Origin of the sequence: Nostoc sp. FACHB-110 (assembly GCF_014697425.1) — a bacterium.
Classification (GTDB): Bacteria; Cyanobacteriota; Cyanobacteriia; order Cyanobacteriales; family Nostocaceae; genus Nostoc_B.
Genome location: NZ_JACJRU010000022.1, coordinates 76,360 through 92,278, shown reverse-complemented (window position 1 = coordinate 92,278; position 15,919 = coordinate 76,360). Strand labels below are relative to the sequence as shown.

At 38.7% G+C, this 15,919-nt stretch carries 13 protein-coding genes; 9 read left to right on the top strand and 4 right to left on the bottom strand.

Translation table 11 applies throughout. The features are described 5' to 3' along the window. Positions 1 to 18: 18 nt before the first annotated feature. Positions 19 to 246, bottom strand: a complete 228-nt coding sequence (locus H6G69_RS19665) for a hypothetical protein (protein WP_190690839.1) — start codon at positions 244 to 246, stop codon at positions 19 to 21. Here H6G69_RS19665 and H6G69_RS19660 point away from each other — a divergent pair. The 5 genes from H6G69_RS19660 to H6G69_RS19640 all read left to right on the top strand — a co-directional run bounded on the left by H6G69_RS19660 (position 167) and on the right by H6G69_RS19640 (position 5,145). Beyond that, positions 167 to 1,303 carry an MFS transporter gene (locus H6G69_RS19660; RefSeq protein WP_242072119.1) on the top strand — a complete coding sequence of 379 codons (1,137 nt, stop codon included), beginning with the start codon at positions 167 to 169 and terminating at the stop codon, positions 1,301 to 1,303. The two genes, H6G69_RS19665 and H6G69_RS19660, sit on opposite strands and share 80 nt — an antisense overlap. 164 nt (positions 1,304 to 1,467) lie before the next feature. Then, positions 1,468 to 2,754, top strand: coding sequence for an ABC exporter membrane fusion protein (locus tag H6G69_RS19655; RefSeq protein ID WP_190690825.1), 1,287 nt, complete (start codon positions 1,468 to 1,470; stop codon positions 2,752 to 2,754). Positions 2,755 to 2,800: 46 nt separating this feature from the next. After that, on the top strand, positions 2,801 to 3,961 hold the full coding sequence (gene devC, locus H6G69_RS19650; RefSeq protein ID WP_190690824.1) for an ABC transporter permease DevC: 1,161 nt from the start codon (positions 2,801 to 2,803) through the stop codon (positions 3,959 to 3,961). Between the two features lie 28 nt (positions 3,962 to 3,989). Further along, positions 3,990 to 4,730: a DevA family ABC transporter ATP-binding protein gene (locus H6G69_RS19645; protein WP_190690823.1), complete on the top strand. Its 741-nt coding sequence runs from the start codon at positions 3,990 to 3,992 to the stop codon at positions 4,728 to 4,730. Between the two features lie 190 nt (positions 4,731 to 4,920). Continuing rightward, entirely contained in the window at positions 4,921 to 5,145 is a 225-nt protein-coding gene (locus tag H6G69_RS19640) for a hypothetical protein (RefSeq protein WP_190690822.1), read from the top strand. 151 nt (positions 5,146 to 5,296) lie between these two features. On the opposite strand, the gene H6G69_RS19635 is transcribed toward H6G69_RS19640, so the two are convergent. Further along, a complete protein-coding gene (locus H6G69_RS19635; protein ID WP_190690821.1) occupies positions 5,297 to 6,817 on the bottom strand; it encodes a UbiD family decarboxylase in 1,521 nt (506 codons plus the stop codon). 1,300 nt (positions 6,818 to 8,117) lie between these two features. On the opposite strand from H6G69_RS19635, the gene H6G69_RS19630 reads away from it, so the two are divergent. Further along, the gene (locus H6G69_RS19630; RefSeq protein ID WP_190690820.1) at positions 8,118 to 9,269 is read left to right on the top strand and encodes a histidine decarboxylase; all 1,152 of its coding nucleotides are present in this window, start codon (positions 8,118 to 8,120) and stop codon (positions 9,267 to 9,269) included. 68 nt (positions 9,270 to 9,337) lie between these two features. On the opposite strand, the gene H6G69_RS19625 is transcribed toward H6G69_RS19630, so the two are convergent. Beyond that, complete coding sequence (locus H6G69_RS19625) at positions 9,338 to 12,670, bottom strand: EAL domain-containing protein (protein ID WP_190690819.1); 3,333 nt, start codon at positions 12,668 to 12,670, stop codon at positions 9,338 to 9,340. 328 nt (positions 12,671 to 12,998) lie between these two features. Next, a complete protein-coding gene (locus H6G69_RS19620; protein ID WP_190690818.1) occupies positions 12,999 to 13,238 on the bottom strand; it encodes a hypothetical protein in 240 nt (79 codons plus the stop codon). 201 nt (positions 13,239 to 13,439) lie between these two features. Between H6G69_RS19620 and clpS the strand changes: the two genes are divergently transcribed. From clpS to H6G69_RS19605, 3 genes are all read left to right on the top strand, one after another. Beyond that, positions 13,440 to 13,766 carry an ATP-dependent Clp protease adapter ClpS gene (gene clpS, locus H6G69_RS19615; protein ID WP_190690817.1) on the top strand — a complete coding sequence of 109 codons (327 nt, stop codon included), beginning with the start codon at positions 13,440 to 13,442 and terminating at the stop codon, positions 13,764 to 13,766. 5 nt (positions 13,767 to 13,771) lie between these two features. Next, on the top strand, positions 13,772 to 14,095 hold the full coding sequence (locus H6G69_RS19610; RefSeq protein WP_190690816.1) for a DUF2103 domain-containing protein: 324 nt from the start codon (positions 13,772 to 13,774) through the stop codon (positions 14,093 to 14,095). 473 nt (positions 14,096 to 14,568) lie between these two features. Then, complete coding sequence (locus H6G69_RS19605) at positions 14,569 to 15,885, top strand: ATP-binding protein (protein ID WP_190690815.1); 1,317 nt, start codon at positions 14,569 to 14,571, stop codon at positions 15,883 to 15,885. The last annotated feature ends 34 nt before the right edge of the window (positions 15,886 to 15,919 follow it).

Here is a 15,919-nt window from a genome sequence, read left to right as displayed (position 1 = left end):
TTATATCAACTTAATTAGTCAATTTTGTTTACTCATTAATACGGAATTTCCATAGTTAGTCTTGTTTTCAACTACTGGAATAGACGATAAATCAACCTTGTCAATCCCAAATCCAAAATTTGCCAACATAATCATGTCATCAGTATCTTCTCCAAAATCAGACTCTCTGTTTTCCAGAGGTTTACCTGCTATATATATAATTTCTTTCTTGTCTGGTATCTCTCTGGGCATTTTTAATCCACTCATCTCTGCATTTATGGAACATAATCAAACTGATGATGTTTGGATTGGTGCAAATTCTACAGTTTATTTTTTGTTTATCACTTTGGCAACGCCATTTGTAGCCAAGTTGTTGCGTTCTTTGGGAATTCGCCGCACAATCATGCTTGGCTTACTAATGTTGGGTTTGAGTGCCGTTTTATTTCCTTTTACCAAACTATTACCATTGTGGTTTGTCATTCGGGCTTGTATGGGCATTGGTGCTTGTTTATTTCTCGTTGCTGGACAAACTGGATTGAATCATTTTTGCCATCAAAACAATCGTGCAATAGCCAACGGACTGCAAGCTCTATCATTTGGTGTTGGACTAGCTTTAGGGCCGATCATTAGTTTTATACCTTACAGTATTTCTCCAAAACTACCATTTCTTTTGGGCAGTGCTTTAATTCTCAGTGGTATTTTTGTTGCTGCTTGCGGTATACCCGAAAGCTTTATTGTTGCTCAAAAATCAAACATAAAAATTTTAAAGAATTTGACAATCCCTCTTCATGCTGCATTTGCTTATGGACTAGCTATAGCGACTCTTGTTTCTCTATATCCTGTATATCTGCTCCGACAAAACTATAGTGTAGAAGAGATGAGTTATATCTTTTCTATATTTGTATTTGGTGATATTGTTAGCACCCTGCCAGTCACATATTTAGCGCAACGCTATGGACAAATTAAGCTGATTTTTACTAATGTTTGTATAGGTATTATTTCTCTGCAAATAATTTCTTCATTTGATAGTTACATCATTAGCGTTATCTTTTCATTTTTAGCCGGAGCAAGTATAGGCCCTATTTTTGCGCTAACTCTCTCATTAATCGGCGATAAATTATCAAAAGAAGATTTACCATCAGGAACTGCTATTTTTACGGGAATATACAGTATTGGCTGTACAGTGGCTCCCTTAATTTCTTCTTTATTCATGAAGAGTTTTGGTGTTAAATATATTTTTACTTTTACGATGTTAGTATTTGTATTATTGTTTTTGCGAATGATTTTAGGAAAAGTAAATCTAGTAACATCAAGTAAAAATTGAAGATTTGATGCCAAAGATGATAATGCTTTACTCAAATTCAATAGTCATTAATATTAATTCATCGTGGGATATATACAGCATGTTGCAAGTAAACATGGTTATATTTTTTGAGATATAACCAGTCTAAAGATTGTTGATCATGACGTTTCAGATTCTAGAAAAAAATGAACCAAAAATATTTGCTAAAACCAGCTAATCAAGGATTAATTGCATTAGTAATTGCCGCTACTGCCATCACATCTGCAATTAGTTTTTACACAGTTTCTCAGTTTGGAAAAAGTAAAACTGTTGCATCTGAAGCTGCACCAACTGAGGCGATCGCTTCACAAATCACCTCCCTTGGTAGACTTGAACCAGAAACAGAAGTAATTAGTTTATCTGCGCCCCTAGCCTTGGATGGCGATCGCGTTGCTAAAATGCTAGTTCAAGAAGGTGATAAGGTCAAAGCAGGACAAGTAATCGCAATTCTCGATTCCCGCGCCCGGTTGCAAACTGCCCTACTCCAAGCCCAAAAACAAGTCCAAGTTGCTCAATCTAAACTCAATCAAGTCAAAGCAGGAGCTAAAACAGGCGACATTCGCGCCCAAGAAGCCAGTGTAGAACGTTTACAAGCTCAATTACAAGGCGACAGAACAGCCCAACAAGAAACTATCGCCCGAATAGAGGCGCAATGGCAGGGAGATAAAACTGCCCAAGAAGCCACTATTAAAAAGTTAGAAGCAGAACTGAAAAATGCTGAAGCTGAATATCAACGTTATCAACACCTATACTCAGAAGGAGCCATTTCTAGTTCTTTAATTGATAGTAAAAGTTTGAATGTAGATACGGCCAAACAGCAACTAGACGAAGCTAAAGCAGTGCTGAACCGGATTAACTCTACCACTAGCAAACAATTAGCCGAAGCCAAAATTGCACTGAACCGAATTAACGCTACCAGCAATAAACAAATCAGTGAAGCCAAAGCTACCCTTACCAGTATTGCCGAAGTGCGCCCAGTGGATGTGCAAGCAGCACAAACAGAAGTAGAAAATGCGATCGCGTCACTCCAGCGTGCTAAAACTGACTTAGAAGCAGCTTACATTAAAGCACCCATAGCTGGACAGATTCTCAAAATTCACACCCGTGTCGGTGAAAAAATTAGTGCTCATGGCATTGCAGATTTAGCACAAACCGCCCAAATGCAAGCTGTAGCAGAAATTTATCAAACTGACATCGGTAAAATCAAACTAGGACAGCCAGCAACCATTACCAGTCAAGCATTTGCTGGTGAGCTAAGAGGAAAAGTTTCTCATATTGGCTTGCAAGTAAACAGACAAAATGTATTTAGCAATCAACCAGGAGAAAACCTCGACAGCCGAGTTGTAGAAGTAAAAATTCGGCTAAATCCTGAAGATAGCAAGAAAGTCACAAGTTTAACTAATCTGCAAGTGCAAACAGCGATTGAGATTTAAAAACTGGGAAAGAGTTCTTTTAATAACAATTGAAGATTGGATAAATATGAAATTATTCCGAAAAACACCGTTAGCATGGCGACAGTTAATGAAGGAAAAGACGCGTCTCGTCGTCGCCATTGCAGGTATTACCTTTGCGGATATGCTGATGTTTATTCAAATGGGTTTTGAAAATGCCCTGTTTGATTCAGCCGTCACACCTCATCGCAGCTTACAAGCAGATTTAGTATTAATTAATCCTCAATTTGAAACGCTGTTGTCGGTAAAAAGCTTTTCTAGAGAAAGGCTATATCAAACATTAGGGTATGAGGGAGTTCAGTCAGTAACTTCTCTCTATATTGGTACTGGAGAATGGCGAAATCCTCAAACTCGTCAGGAACGCTCTATTTTAGTCTGGGGTATTGACCCAACAAAGTATGCGTTTTCATTTCCCGAACTCAAACAAAATCAACATCAACTTAAACAATTAAATCAAGTTCTTTTCGACCAAGCAGGTCGTCCAGAATACGGAGAAGTTGGTGATATTTTCCAAAAAACAGGTAATTTTCCCACAGAATTAAATAATTTAGCCATTAATGTTAAAGGGGTATTTAGTAATGGAGCCTCCTTTGCAGCTGATGGTAATGTGATTACTAGTGACTCAACTTTTTTAAGACTATTTCCTGAACGTAAACCAGACCGTGTAGAAGTAGGGTTAATTACTCTCAAGCCAGGGGTAGATGTAGAAAAAGTGCGATCGCAATTAGCCCTGGGCTTACCCAATGATGTTAAAGTCTTAACACCTGAAGGGTTTGCCCAAATAGAAAAAGAATACTGGGCAAATAGCACTAGCATTGGTTTTATATTCGGAATTAGTGTGAGTGTCAGCTTTATTGTGGGGATTGTGATTGTTTACCAAATTCTCTATTCAGATGTTGCTGATCACTTGCCAGAGTACGCTACCCTCAAAGCAATGGGCTACACAACTCGCTATTTACTAATAGCTTTACTGCAAGAAGCTTTATTACTCGCTGTGTTGGGTTATTTACCAGCGTATTTTTTGTCTTTGGGACTTTATCATATTGCCCACGCTGCAACTATGCTCCCCATAGCCATGAAACTAGAGCGAGCAATTAATGTATTTTTTCTTACCCTAATTATGTGTAGTGTTTCTGGTGCGATCGCTATGCGAAAACTGCACTCTGCTGACCCTGCTGATGTATTTTAATTATCTGTTTTACGTCTGATAATAAATTATGTTACAAGAATATATACCAGTATCTAAATCAGAATTTCCTGCTTTAGAACCTTTAATTTCCATCAGCAACCTCAATCATTACTATGGTTCAGGTGCGCTGCGCAAACAAGTATTATTTGATATCAATTTGCGAATTAACGCGGGCGAAATTGTAATTATGACAGGCCCTTCCGGCTCAGGAAAAACTACTTTATTAACCTTGATGGGTAGCTTGCGCTCTGCTCAAGAAGGAAGTTTAAAAATTCTGGGACAAGAAATTTGTGGAGCCAGCAAGCAAAAATTAACTACATTACGTCGTCAGATTGGTTATATATTTCAGGCGCATAACCTCATGACTTTTTTAACAGTCAAAGAAAATGTGCGCATGTCTCTTGAGCTGCATGATGAATACCTCAATCAAGATATCAACGCCAAAGCGATAGCGATGTTAGAAACTGTTGGTTTAGGAGAGAGAGTCAATTACTATCCTGAAAATCTTTCTGGAGGACAAAAACAACGGGTAGCGATCGCTCGCGCCCTCGTCAGTCATCCTAAAATTGTTTTAGCAGACGAACCCACTGCCGCCCTAGATAAAAAATCTGGGCGTGATGTTGTGGAAATTATGCAGAAGTTAGCCAAAGAGCAAGGCTGTACAATCTTATTAGTTACCCACGACAACCGTATTTTAGATATTGCTGATCGGATTGTATATATGGAAGATGGTCAGTTAAAAAGTGATCACCGTGACTCCTACGAGTAACGCTCGAAGACTCGCTACCGCACTGTCTCACCCGTCCTACTCCAATTCATCCTCAATTCTGATTACTGACTCTTGAATTCTGTTCGATAATGTGGTTTCAACTACATTTTTCCGAGTAATTATCAAGATAAGCTTGCTAAATGAAGGTCATAAATTACTGACTTTTGTTTAATAGTAAAAAGGATGACTTATGAGTAGAGACGTAACTAAAGTAATCTTGTGGGAAGAAAAACAAAGAGATTATCTAAAAAAGTTCTATGACTTACAGTTTGTTCCTAGAATAGGAGAAGAAATCTATATAAATAAGGAAAATTGGAGAGTAACTAGGATTGAACATGATTTAGAAATTAGTGAAGTTAATGTTTATATAGAACTAATCAAAAAAGTTAAACAAGAGAAATCTTCTGATTCCTAAATTTTCAGTAAATTAAGTGCAATTACTGAAAAAATAACTTAATTTTGTCTAATTAAACTTAAATTGAGAAATTGACTCTAAATAAATAAAGTCGCCCTTTCAGGGCGAGGCTTTAAACCCATTTTTTCGGTAACAAAACACGAAGTACGATTTACGTAATACTTGAGCGCATATCGTAACCGAATAAATTAGGGTCAACTTCTCCTAACTTTAAATCGGCTAAACCATACTCTGCCCAACGTCTTTCTACCAATGCAGCAACATCAGGATCTGATTCTAGTGGTGCGCCCCATTCATGTTCGGTTTCGGGGGGAATTTTGGTGGTTGCATCAATGCCCATCCTGCCGCCTAAACCAATTTTTTCACTGGCAAAATCTAAGGTGTCAAAGGGTGTATTTGGCAAAATAAACACGTCGCGGGTGGGGTCAACTTTAGAACTGATTGCCCAGACTACTTGTCTGGGGTCGCGGATATTAATATCTTTATCAACGACTATCACAAATTTGGTGTAGGTAAATTGGGGTAAAGCACTCCAAAAGGCTAAGGCGGCGCGGCGCGCTTGTCCGGGATAGGCTTTATCAATGGAAATAATCGCGGCTTTGTAACTCAAAGCTTCCATTGGTAAGAAGAAATCGACAATTTCTGTGACTTGTTGGCGCAGAATTGGGGTATATATTCGATTAAGTGCGATCGCCATCATCGCTTCTTCTTTGGGTGGACGACCGCTAAATGTGGTTAAATATATTGGGTCTTTGCGGTGCGTCATACACCCAAAACGAATTAAGGGCGAGTCTTCCACGCCGCCGTAATAACCCATGTGGTCGCCAAAAGGCCCGTCTGGTAAAACTTCACCTGGGGTAATTGTTCCTTCTAAGACAAATTCCGAATCTGCCGGAACTTCTAAATCAACTGTTTTACACTTTGCCAACTGCACACCAGAACCGCCATATAACCCAGCAAATAACCATTCTGATAAATCCACTGGGATAGGTGTAGCAGCTGCCATGATAATTAATGGATCTACACCAAGAGCGATCGCTACTTCTAATTTCTTGCCACGTTCTGCCGCTTTCCGCAAGTGTCTCGCTCCACCCCGCACCGATAACCAGTGAACAGTCATGGTATTTTTCGATTGCAATTGCAAGCGGTATACACCCACATTTGGCGTACCTGTCTCACAATCTTTAGTAATGACTAACCCCAAGGTGATAATCTTGCCCGCATCACCACAATAAGGACGAATCAAAGGTATAGTATTTAAATCTAAATCATCCCCTTGAATAACTACTTGCTGACAAGCGGGAAAAAAGTCTCTCCCTGGTTTAGCTTTGATAACATCAAACAGCACTTTCCCAAAATCTATCGCCTGGGAAATCTTCTTGGGTGGTTTCGGCTGCTGTAGCATACTCAGCTTTTTACCCAAGGTTTCTAACTCTTGGGGATGCTGCATATTCATCGCCCAGCAGATTCTTTCTACCGTTCCCAGCAAATTTACCGCCACCGGGAAGGAAGCACCTTTGACATTCTCAAACAACAACCCCGGGCCGCCTTTTTGCAGCATCCGGTTAGAAATCTCCGCAATTTCTAAATCTGGGTCAACCAAGGCGGAAATTCGCCGTAATTGTCCTCTTTCTTCTAAAATTTTGATGAATCCCCGCAAATCTCTCGCCATTGTTTTAATAAAGCTAAATAGTTAAGAAGTATGAAGCGTCTGTTTAATATTATGAGGCATTGTTCGCTCTATGATCTAGGAAGTAGGGAACGGGGAACAGAAAAATAAGGTGTATGAGTACTTAGAACGAAACTAGCTGTTGCCTTTTGCCTGAAATCTTAGCGTTGCCCGTTGCCCATTCCCTGTTCCCTTTTTCCAAGAGTTAACTAATTGATTGACTTTTCTTAACCCTGTGGTGCAACTAATTTAGTTATTCTGACTAAGGATAGGCATTATTGATTTTAAATAAGCTCTACCCTTCAAACATGGCGAGAATAGTTTTTCATCTCCTAGCAGGTTGTCTGTGATGTGCTTCCTGCTAGGTTTATTTATATTGGTTATTAATGAAAGGGATGTGGCGCTGTCTTGCTACATCTAAGCACTGATCAGTTATCTAAGTATTAAGGCTAGCTATTGTGTATTAAATATTTCTAATTGCTTTAATATATGATTTAGTGTAGGCGCAGCCTGCCGTAGGCATCGCTCGTTTAAAGCCCGACATCACAAATTCGCGTTGCTCCCTTTGCAAATTCCAAGTAACTATGCTATTTGTCGCGCCATTAACTGCTGGAGTTTAGACTAGTCTAAACTCCAGTCTTTTCAAGCGCAAGCGCGATAGGCGGACTACCCTGCGGGAAGCCGCTTGCGCGTCTACGTTTGTATAGCCGAGCCAGTGCGTTGGGCGGGCAATGCCCGACTTGAAGCATCTGGCGTGCGAATTCCATTCGCTGGGGCTAGGTGCAAGATGTGAAGATCGCTACCTTTCTTTGTTACTTAGTATACTTGTACTAAATTTAGATGCCTTTGCCCTGGCGATAGCCCCCATCAATCCTACTTTTGCGCCGCCATAAACAAGAATATGATGTTTTTATAAAGTTTTGCTAAAAATTCAACATTTATGTATAGTTACTAACTTCGTAATTTCTTTTAAGTATTGACTAATAATTTTATGTAATTATGCTTAGTGCCAAGAATTTCCAGATTGACTATTCAGTGAAATTTCTTAGAGAATTGCTGGCAAATATTGATACTATTCATTAGGAATGTGAGAGTTTTGGCTTTCACAAGCTAATTCGACTCAATAAATTAAGGTAAGCCTGCCAAATCTAAATAAATCGCTAAAAATCCTCAGTATAATTACTGCTTTATTTAAATTTTACATGTAGTATTTATTGATTAAGAAAATATAAAATATTGAATTACTACTGAAGAATGTAGTGTAAAACTTGCGTGAAATCAAAATTTAAGAAATTGCACAATTATGTTAGATACTGTGAAGAAAGAGTTGACACTTTTTTGGCAGCAAATAGAACAGCGATCGCAGTTCCATGCAGGTTATCCATATAATTTAAGTTGTGACTTTTCTGATATAGCTAAGTTTTTTAATTTCCTATTAAATAATGCTGGAGACCCTTATGTTGAACCAGATTTTGGTCTGCATTCCCGCAAATTTGAACAAGAAGTTTTATCGTTTTTTGCTCAACTCTATAAAATTCCCGAAAATGAGTTTTGGGGCTATGTGACTGCTGGGGGAACTGAAGGTAACTTATATGGAATTTTGTTAGCTAGAGAAATTTATCCTCAGGGAATTTTGTACTCTTCCCAAGACTCTCATTACTCTATTCCTAAAGCAGCCAGATTGTTTGGCATTCAACATCAAGTAGTTAATTCGCAAATTAATGGTGAGATAGATTATGAACATCTATCCCAAGTAATTCAGCAAAATTCTCAGCAGCCAGTGATTATTAATCTCAATATTGGCACTACTGTCAAAGGTGCAATTGATGACCTAGACAAAGTTTTAGAAATTTTAAAACAGCATCAAATTAAAGATTACTATATTCATTGTGATGCTGCACTTTCAGGGATGATTTTGCCGTTTTTAGATAATGCGCCCCAAGTTAATTTTCAAAAACCTATAGATAGCGTAGCTATTTCTGGTAAGTTTATTGGTTCTCCATTGCCTTGTGGTGTAGTTCTCACCAAGAAGAAGTGGGTAGAAAAAGTTGAAACCATGATTGAATATATTGGTTCCAAAGATACTACTATTCTCGGTTCTAGAAACGGTCATACACCCCTGATTCTTTGGTATGCGCTGAAAACAAGAGGCTACGAAGGATTTGCCCAAGAAGCAAAGATATGTATTCAAAATGCTCAATATTTATTTCAGCAGCTGAGATTGCGGGAATATCCTTGTATGCTCAATAAGTTCTCGAATACTGTTGTATTTCAAAAGCCTAATCAACTGTTGATTAAAAAATGGCAGTTAGCGACTCTTGATAATCTTGCTCATCTAATAGTGATGCAAAATATAGATCAGCAAAAAATTGATACTTTTGTCGATGAACTTATATTACAAGAAGGATTATTACCCGAATCAGAGTATCTAAATCTACAACGAGTACTCTCTTAATAAGAAGAGCAATTAAACTGGCTTGCTGCACTTTTTAGAGAGTGTCTGTAACAAGCATTCAAGAGTTTTTACACCTCTAAAAAGTTCGTGTCAGACAAATTACTAGCAAGTAGTACCTCTACGGCCGAACCTTCTAAAGCTGGAAAAAAGAAATATCCTTGTCCTTGATCACATTCTAAGGCTTTAAGTTGGGCTAATTGTTGTACTGTTTCTATACCTTCTGCGGTGACTGACATATTTAAATTGTGAGCCAATGTCACAATCGCTCGGACAATTTCTAAATTTTCCCCCTGGCTGCCAATATTACTAATAAAAGAGCGATCGATTTTAATGGTTTTAAGCGGTAAGCGGTGCAAATAACTTAAAGACGAATAACCTGTACCAAAATCATCCATGTGCAACTCTACATTTAGAGTTGTCAGTTGTGAAAGCATAGCAGTCGCCAATTCAAAATTATCCATCAATAAGCTTTCAGTAATTTCCAACTTCAAAGTACCTGCTTTCAAACCAGTATCTTGCAAAACTTGTTTTACTTGGGTGACAATATCAGGCTGCATAATTTGTTTGCCAGAAAAATTGACACTAATTGTGAGCATGGGGTAAGTAGGAAATTGTTGATGCCATGCTTGCAATTGGCGGCACGCTTCATAAAGTACCCATTGTCCAATGGAAGCAATCATTCCAGTTTCTTCAGCCAAGGGAATAAAATCTTCGGGAGCAATCATTCCTCTTTCTGGATGATGCCACCTAATTAGGGCTTCAAATCCGATGATTTTGCCCGTCATCAGGGAAACAATGGGTTGGTAGTAAAGGCGAAACTCTTCTTGTTGGATGAGTGCGTGACGCATAGCAGTTTCTAACTGCAATAGCAGAGATGCACTCTCGTGCATTTTGGGATGAAACACTTCATAGCGTGCTTTACCAAGAGATTTAGCGCAATACATTGCCACATCCGCATCACGTAGGATATGTACAGCTTGCTCATAATTATTTGTACTCAAAGCGATACCTATACTCGCGTTGGTAAACACCGTATGTTCATTTAGTTGAAAAGGTAAAGCTAGTAACTTGTGAATTCGTTCAGCTACCTGTATCGCGCCATTAATACCATCAATTTTATCCAGTAAAATTGTGAATTCGTCGCCACCAAACCGGGCAACCATATCTTCGGGGCGTAGAATTGACTGGAGTCGTTGAGAAATGGCAATTAAAAGTTGATTTCCGAGTAAATGTCCCAGGCTGTCATTGACTACTTTAAAGCGGTCTAAATCTAAGAAGAGTACGGCAAATACATAATTTTTTTGTTGTTTGGTATGTTCTAGAGCCTGCTTGACGCGTTTTATGAACAAAGATTGGTTGGGTAATCCTGTAAGAGCATCATGTAAACTGTTGTACAGCAATAGCTGTTGTGCTCGTTGCCGTTCGATAATATCTTGTTGCAGCTGTTGATTGACTCTCATGAGTTCAATGGTACGTTCCGCAACTAACTGCTCAAGCTGATAACGGTATTGTTTAAGTTCTTCTTCTGCTAGTTTACGCTGAGTGATATCCCGGAGGATGACAACATATCGTCTGAGTTGGAGATTAGATTGTTGGGAAACAGTAGATTCAACAATGTATGAGCCTTGGTTAGTTTTGAGTGTTTGTTCACTCCTCATAGACCATTGCTCTGGTTTGCCACAATGGTCTATGAGGAATTGATTTAAGTTCTGCCCGACTAATTGCTGAGTACTAATTTGAAATAGTTTTTCAGCAGCTACATTGGTTTGCAGGATTTTACCTTGTTCATTAAGAATTAAAACCGTATCAGGTACGGTATTGAGGGTGGTAATAAATAGGTTTTTTGCTTGTTGACGTGCCTCATCAATAGCAGTAATTTGTGGTAGGGTAGTCCAGCAAGCGATCGCTACCCCAATAAATGAAAGCACTACTAAGGTAATAGCTAGTAAAGAATTCGGCGAAGTATCATGAACGCCATCTAATAAATCACGCAACAGCCAACTGCCAACAGCAGAACTACAGATGAGCGAGACTAAGACAATTATCTGAAGGAAAACAAAATCTGGGTTATGGCTAGTAAACTTCCCGGAGTAATTTTGTATCCACCATTGAGGATGAAAGGGTGCAAATTTACAGCGACGCAGTGCCGCATCTCCTATTATCAGCACCAGAGGTAACAACAGTCCAATCAATAACTCATGCCAACTCCAAGCTAAACCTCCAACTACTAAAACTACTGCTTCTACTAAAAAAAAAACCAATGACCACCAAGGCCACAACACCTCTGGTTTATGGCGATTTAACCACAATCCCAGATGTAGTCCCATAATCGACAACAAATAACAGGTGCCTGCTACTGTAACAATTTGAGACACGTTGCCTAAGTTTAAACAAAGCAGGCTGAGTAAGAAAGTAACGAAAATAGCAGGAACTAAGACACCTTGACGGGAAACTACTGTAAATATGGGCGAAAGTTGCTCATCTAAGGCAAGTTGGTAAAGAATCCGCGGAGAATTAGTAACGGCTGTAGCACAACTGAGAAGACAAGAGAAAGTAATCAGTAGTGTGACTAAAAAAGGGGCAAATCCACCCCAAAAAGGTTGCGATGCTGCCAGTAAATTTAAGAATGTATCTTCACCAATTTCTGGATTGGTAGCAGTACACATTAATACCCAAGAACCACCAAGAAATACGGGCGGAATTAACCAAGCAGCTATGGTTAAGACTTTCAAAGTTTGATGGGGAGACTTGCTATCAGCTACAAAAGCAGATGCGGTTTCACAAGCATAAACTGAATAACTGGCCAGAAAAAACCACTTTGCCCATTCTGCAAAACTGAGGCTATGGTTACTAGGTGGAAACAAATTCATTCCCTTTGAAAAAGCTAACCAAATTACCCCTTGAGTACAAAATAAAAGCACTAATGAAATTGCCGGAATCACAAAAACTAAGTGCAGTAAGGCGACAGCACGGGTACCACTGAACGCCACAATAAAAGGAATCGCCGTAAATGCAATTTTTAAAAAAGTTTCTGGACAAGAAATGCCTAAAGGTTGAAAATTAACCTTTACTAAGTCTGTCAGGATAATTGCATACAAGGCTGGTGCTGCTGCCCAGCTAAAATAATATCCTAAGGCAACGTAGCGACCTAAATTAGGAAAGTTGTGGAGTAGGCGAGCCGTATAATTAGGTGTTCCTCCTGTTACATCTAACCAATGTCTGCCCAAACTTTGGATTTGCAAATTCAAAATACAAGAAACGATCACCCCAAACAACCAAACTAAAATAGCTTTAGATCCTAGTGCTGCATGGATAACAGGTGCAGTGCCAATCCATCCCACATGACCCGTCAGTCCAAAGCCCCAGGTTTCTAGATAACTCAAGGTACGTGGCAGACGCATTACCAACCGGTGGTTTTTTTCAGTCTGCACAGAACTATTACTGACCATTGTTTTCTAGCTAGATGTACTGACTCTATTTCACTGAATAACTGATTTAACGTTTTATAGCTTCAGTGAAACTGCTGAAATTTCCCAGAAAGTATGAAATTTGTAGTCGGAAATTTTTGTTACGGCAGAGAACAGGTGACAGTTTTAAAAACCCTTTGAAGTAAGATTTGGATGATTTGTTGATGTCCTAACCTATGTGGCTATTGCTATAACAACGCTATAATTCACCCGATAGCCAAGGGACTCTAAAGCATCCAGGATAATATTGCCGGGCTGCTTTTTACCTCGGTGCTTTAGTTTGGTTAAGTTCCTGCTTCTTCTTAGATTTGGAAGTTTCTAGTTTGCCATTATCGCGTTTTAAGTAATACCAAGAAACAGTAACAGGGAAGTTTAAACCAAACAGATAAACTTGTTGATTTTGTTTATGTAAACGTCTTAAAAGTCTGCCATCAGCTAACTTGCGACTAATAGCTACACCAGTAATAGCATGATAGGTCTTTGTACTCTGCACAATATTCATCAAATAATGCGTCCTTACTTCAATCCCCTAGATTTATCTATGGGGTTACTCAGCACGGGCTAAACGCCCCGCTCCGCTAACAGCACTCAGCACTCCTGAAACTTCACACTTCATACTTCACACTTCATACTTCATACTTCCTATAGACTAAACTATTTACTTAGAATGTAGTTTTGTAAAATCCTGTTAGTCAACTATCTTATGATTACAAGACTCTCAGCAGCAGTCTATGGCATGAGTACAGCACCAACTGTTGCACCAGAAAAGTCTAGTCAAACTGTCCGCAAGCCTTACCCCAACTACAAGGTGATTGTATTAAACGATGACTTTAATACTTTTCAACACGTTGCTGAGTGCTTGATGAAGTATATTCCTGATATGACAAGCGATCGCGCTTGGGATTTAACCAATCAGGTACATTATGAAGGACAAGCGATCGTTTGGGTAGGGCCGCAAGAACCAGCAGAATTGTATCATCAACAGCTGCGCCGAGCCGGGTTAACAATGGCTCCCCTAGAAGCAGCTTAATGATCATGGATAAATCTACCAAAGGCTCCCAAAAAGCAAATAACCGCAAAGATGGCAGACTTGTTTGGAATCACTCTACCCATCTTCCCGGACTTATCCCCATTTTAGAAAATCTCTGCTTGCAAGAAGGCATTTATACTATTACCCCAGGCGTAATTGGGCGGGTAAAAGGTCATAGCCCCAAAATGCAGTTACGTATATCTGTCCCAATTCGCGGGGGTTATAAAGTTATCGCCAGACAAGGTAAGACAGTGCAAGAGGTGTTCATCCTGACTAGTTTAGTTCAGGATGAACTGCAAAGCGCTATTGCGATCGCCATGAATCAATAATCAGCTTAATAGCTAGATTATCTATAATATGTTTAACTTTATTTAACTTGAAGTAGCGATCGCATCTGTGGTTCTGGAGATTATATAGATGCGATCGCAAAATAAAGCTTAAATACGCCAAAAATATTCAAAATTGTATTACATTAATTTTACGCTGTCATTATCAAAAAATCACTTAGTAAACCGTCTTTTGACATCGGTATTTATAGATATCACAGGGAACGGTTGAAAAATTCTGTGTCGAAAATTTAGCTTTAATTCGCTAAATAATCCTCTAAAATACTCATTTCCAAAATGATTGCCACACTTAGTCAGTTGAGAAAACAACCCTAGGGTGTTAACTCCGTTGTGGAAATTAGGGTAATCTCCACATTTAAATTTATTAAAACTTTGGAAAGATTGCATCTTTTTATGCTATTCGATGCAATCTCAATTTAAAACAGCTTATTGCCCATCCAGTGTTGAGGAACACAATGTCATCAAATCGATTACCAAATCCCTTCACTCCCACAAAACCAGTACCTCCAAAACGTTTTATTGCACGGATATATGAAATATCAGCTGCGTGCAGCCTAATTGATAGTAGAGGTCACGTAGCCATTTGGGGAGGGCCAGGAATGGGTAAACGCTCTTTATTAGAAAAATTGGCAGATCCCCAAACTCTACAAGAATATGGCATAAATCCTTCTCAAGCTGTAATTGTGCTACTCAGTTGCGAAAGTATTACGCCTTTTACTCCTGATGGTTTTTGGCGAGAAGTTCTCAACGAAACGCAAAATCATTTGGATAGCGAACCACAATTACAAAATGAAATTCAGACAATGCTGGAAAATGGTCAAACTAATAGACATAGTTTGCGCCAAATTCTGAAAAAGCTAAATCAACAAGATAAATTTTTGCTGTTATTAGTCGATGACTTTGATACTGCTTTGAATTTGAGAGAGGACGAAAAGTATACAAAAGCCGATATGATAAACTTTTTGAGCGAGTGTCGTAGTTTAGCTGTTCACGACACTAGAAATCTCTCAATGATTGTGACTTCACGCAAGCGTCTTTATGAACTTGTACCTGATGTCAACCCTGCTGCTTCACCTTGGTATAACCATTATCTTTTTTTACATTTAAAGCTGTTTTCCGAACAAGAAGTAGATGAACTACTAAAACCACTCACACCACATCTGACACCAGAATTACGAGCAGGCATTTCTCGCATCACTGGGGGACATCCGGCTTTGCTGCAACTTGCAGGTTTTCATTTATATAACTTTTTTAATAATTCAGGTAATAGTAAAACAAGCAGCGTAGATGAATTCAATCAATTCTTTTTTAAAGAATTTGAAAGCAATACACGCAACATTTTTGAAATCATTTGGAGTAACTGTAATGAAGTAGAGCAGACATTATTAATGCTGATTGCTCTGTCTATTTCTAGCGGTCGTCTACACAAGAGAAAAAATTTTGATTTGAGTGGTATTGACCTAATATTTACTCAACACGAACGAGAATTAAGCAACTTAGAAGAACAAGGAATTATCATCCATAAAACTAACATAGAAAACAAGCGATCGCCAAATATTTATACCTTTACTTCCACCATCATGGAACGGTTTGTAATTCAAGAAATCTGGAACACAGAAAATACTAATATTCAAAACCGTCAAAGAGTATTTCTCAGGCTGATGAGTCATGAACAAGTTAATAAAGTTACAGAATTGGTGCAATGGCTAGGCAAACATCAAAAAGATATATTTTCCGTTTTAGAAACATCTGTAAAACTACTTGGTAACTAATTTAGGTCAAAAAAAGACATAATCTGTGGAAATA

Excerpts from the sequence above, each read along its gene's own strand:
- H6G69_RS19630 (WP_190690820.1), top strand. The coding sequence starts at position 8,118 with ATGTTAGATACTGTGAAGAAAGAGTTGACACTTTTTTGGCAGCAAATA.
- H6G69_RS19640 (WP_190690822.1), top strand. The coding sequence starts at position 4,921 with ATGAGTAGAGACGTAACTAAAGTAATCTTGTGGGAAGAAAAACAAAGA.
- clpS (WP_190690817.1), top strand. The coding sequence starts at position 13,440 with ATGATTACAAGACTCTCAGCAGCAGTCTATGGCATGAGTACAGCACCA.
- H6G69_RS19610 (WP_190690816.1), top strand. The coding sequence starts at position 13,772 with ATGGATAAATCTACCAAAGGCTCCCAAAAAGCAAATAACCGCAAAGAT.
- H6G69_RS19625 (WP_190690819.1), bottom strand. The coding sequence starts at position 12,670 with ATGCGTCTGCCACGTACCTTGAGTTATCTAGAAACCTGGGGCTTTGGA.
- H6G69_RS19645 (WP_190690823.1), top strand. The coding sequence starts at position 3,990 with ATGTTACAAGAATATATACCAGTATCTAAATCAGAATTTCCTGCTTTA.
- H6G69_RS19665 (WP_190690839.1), bottom strand. The coding sequence starts at position 246 with ATGAGTGGATTAAAAATGCCCAGAGAGATACCAGACAAGAAAGAAATT.
- H6G69_RS19620 (WP_190690818.1), bottom strand. The coding sequence starts at position 13,238 with ATGAATATTGTGCAGAGTACAAAGACCTATCATGCTATTACTGGTGTA.
- H6G69_RS19635 (WP_190690821.1), bottom strand. The coding sequence starts at position 6,817 with ATGGCGAGAGATTTGCGGGGATTCATCAAAATTTTAGAAGAAAGAGGA.
- H6G69_RS19655 (WP_190690825.1), top strand. The coding sequence starts at position 1,468 with ATGAACCAAAAATATTTGCTAAAACCAGCTAATCAAGGATTAATTGCA.
- H6G69_RS19605 (WP_190690815.1), top strand. The coding sequence starts at position 14,569 with ATGTCATCAAATCGATTACCAAATCCCTTCACTCCCACAAAACCAGTA.
- devC (WP_190690824.1), top strand. The coding sequence starts at position 2,801 with ATGAAATTATTCCGAAAAACACCGTTAGCATGGCGACAGTTAATGAAG.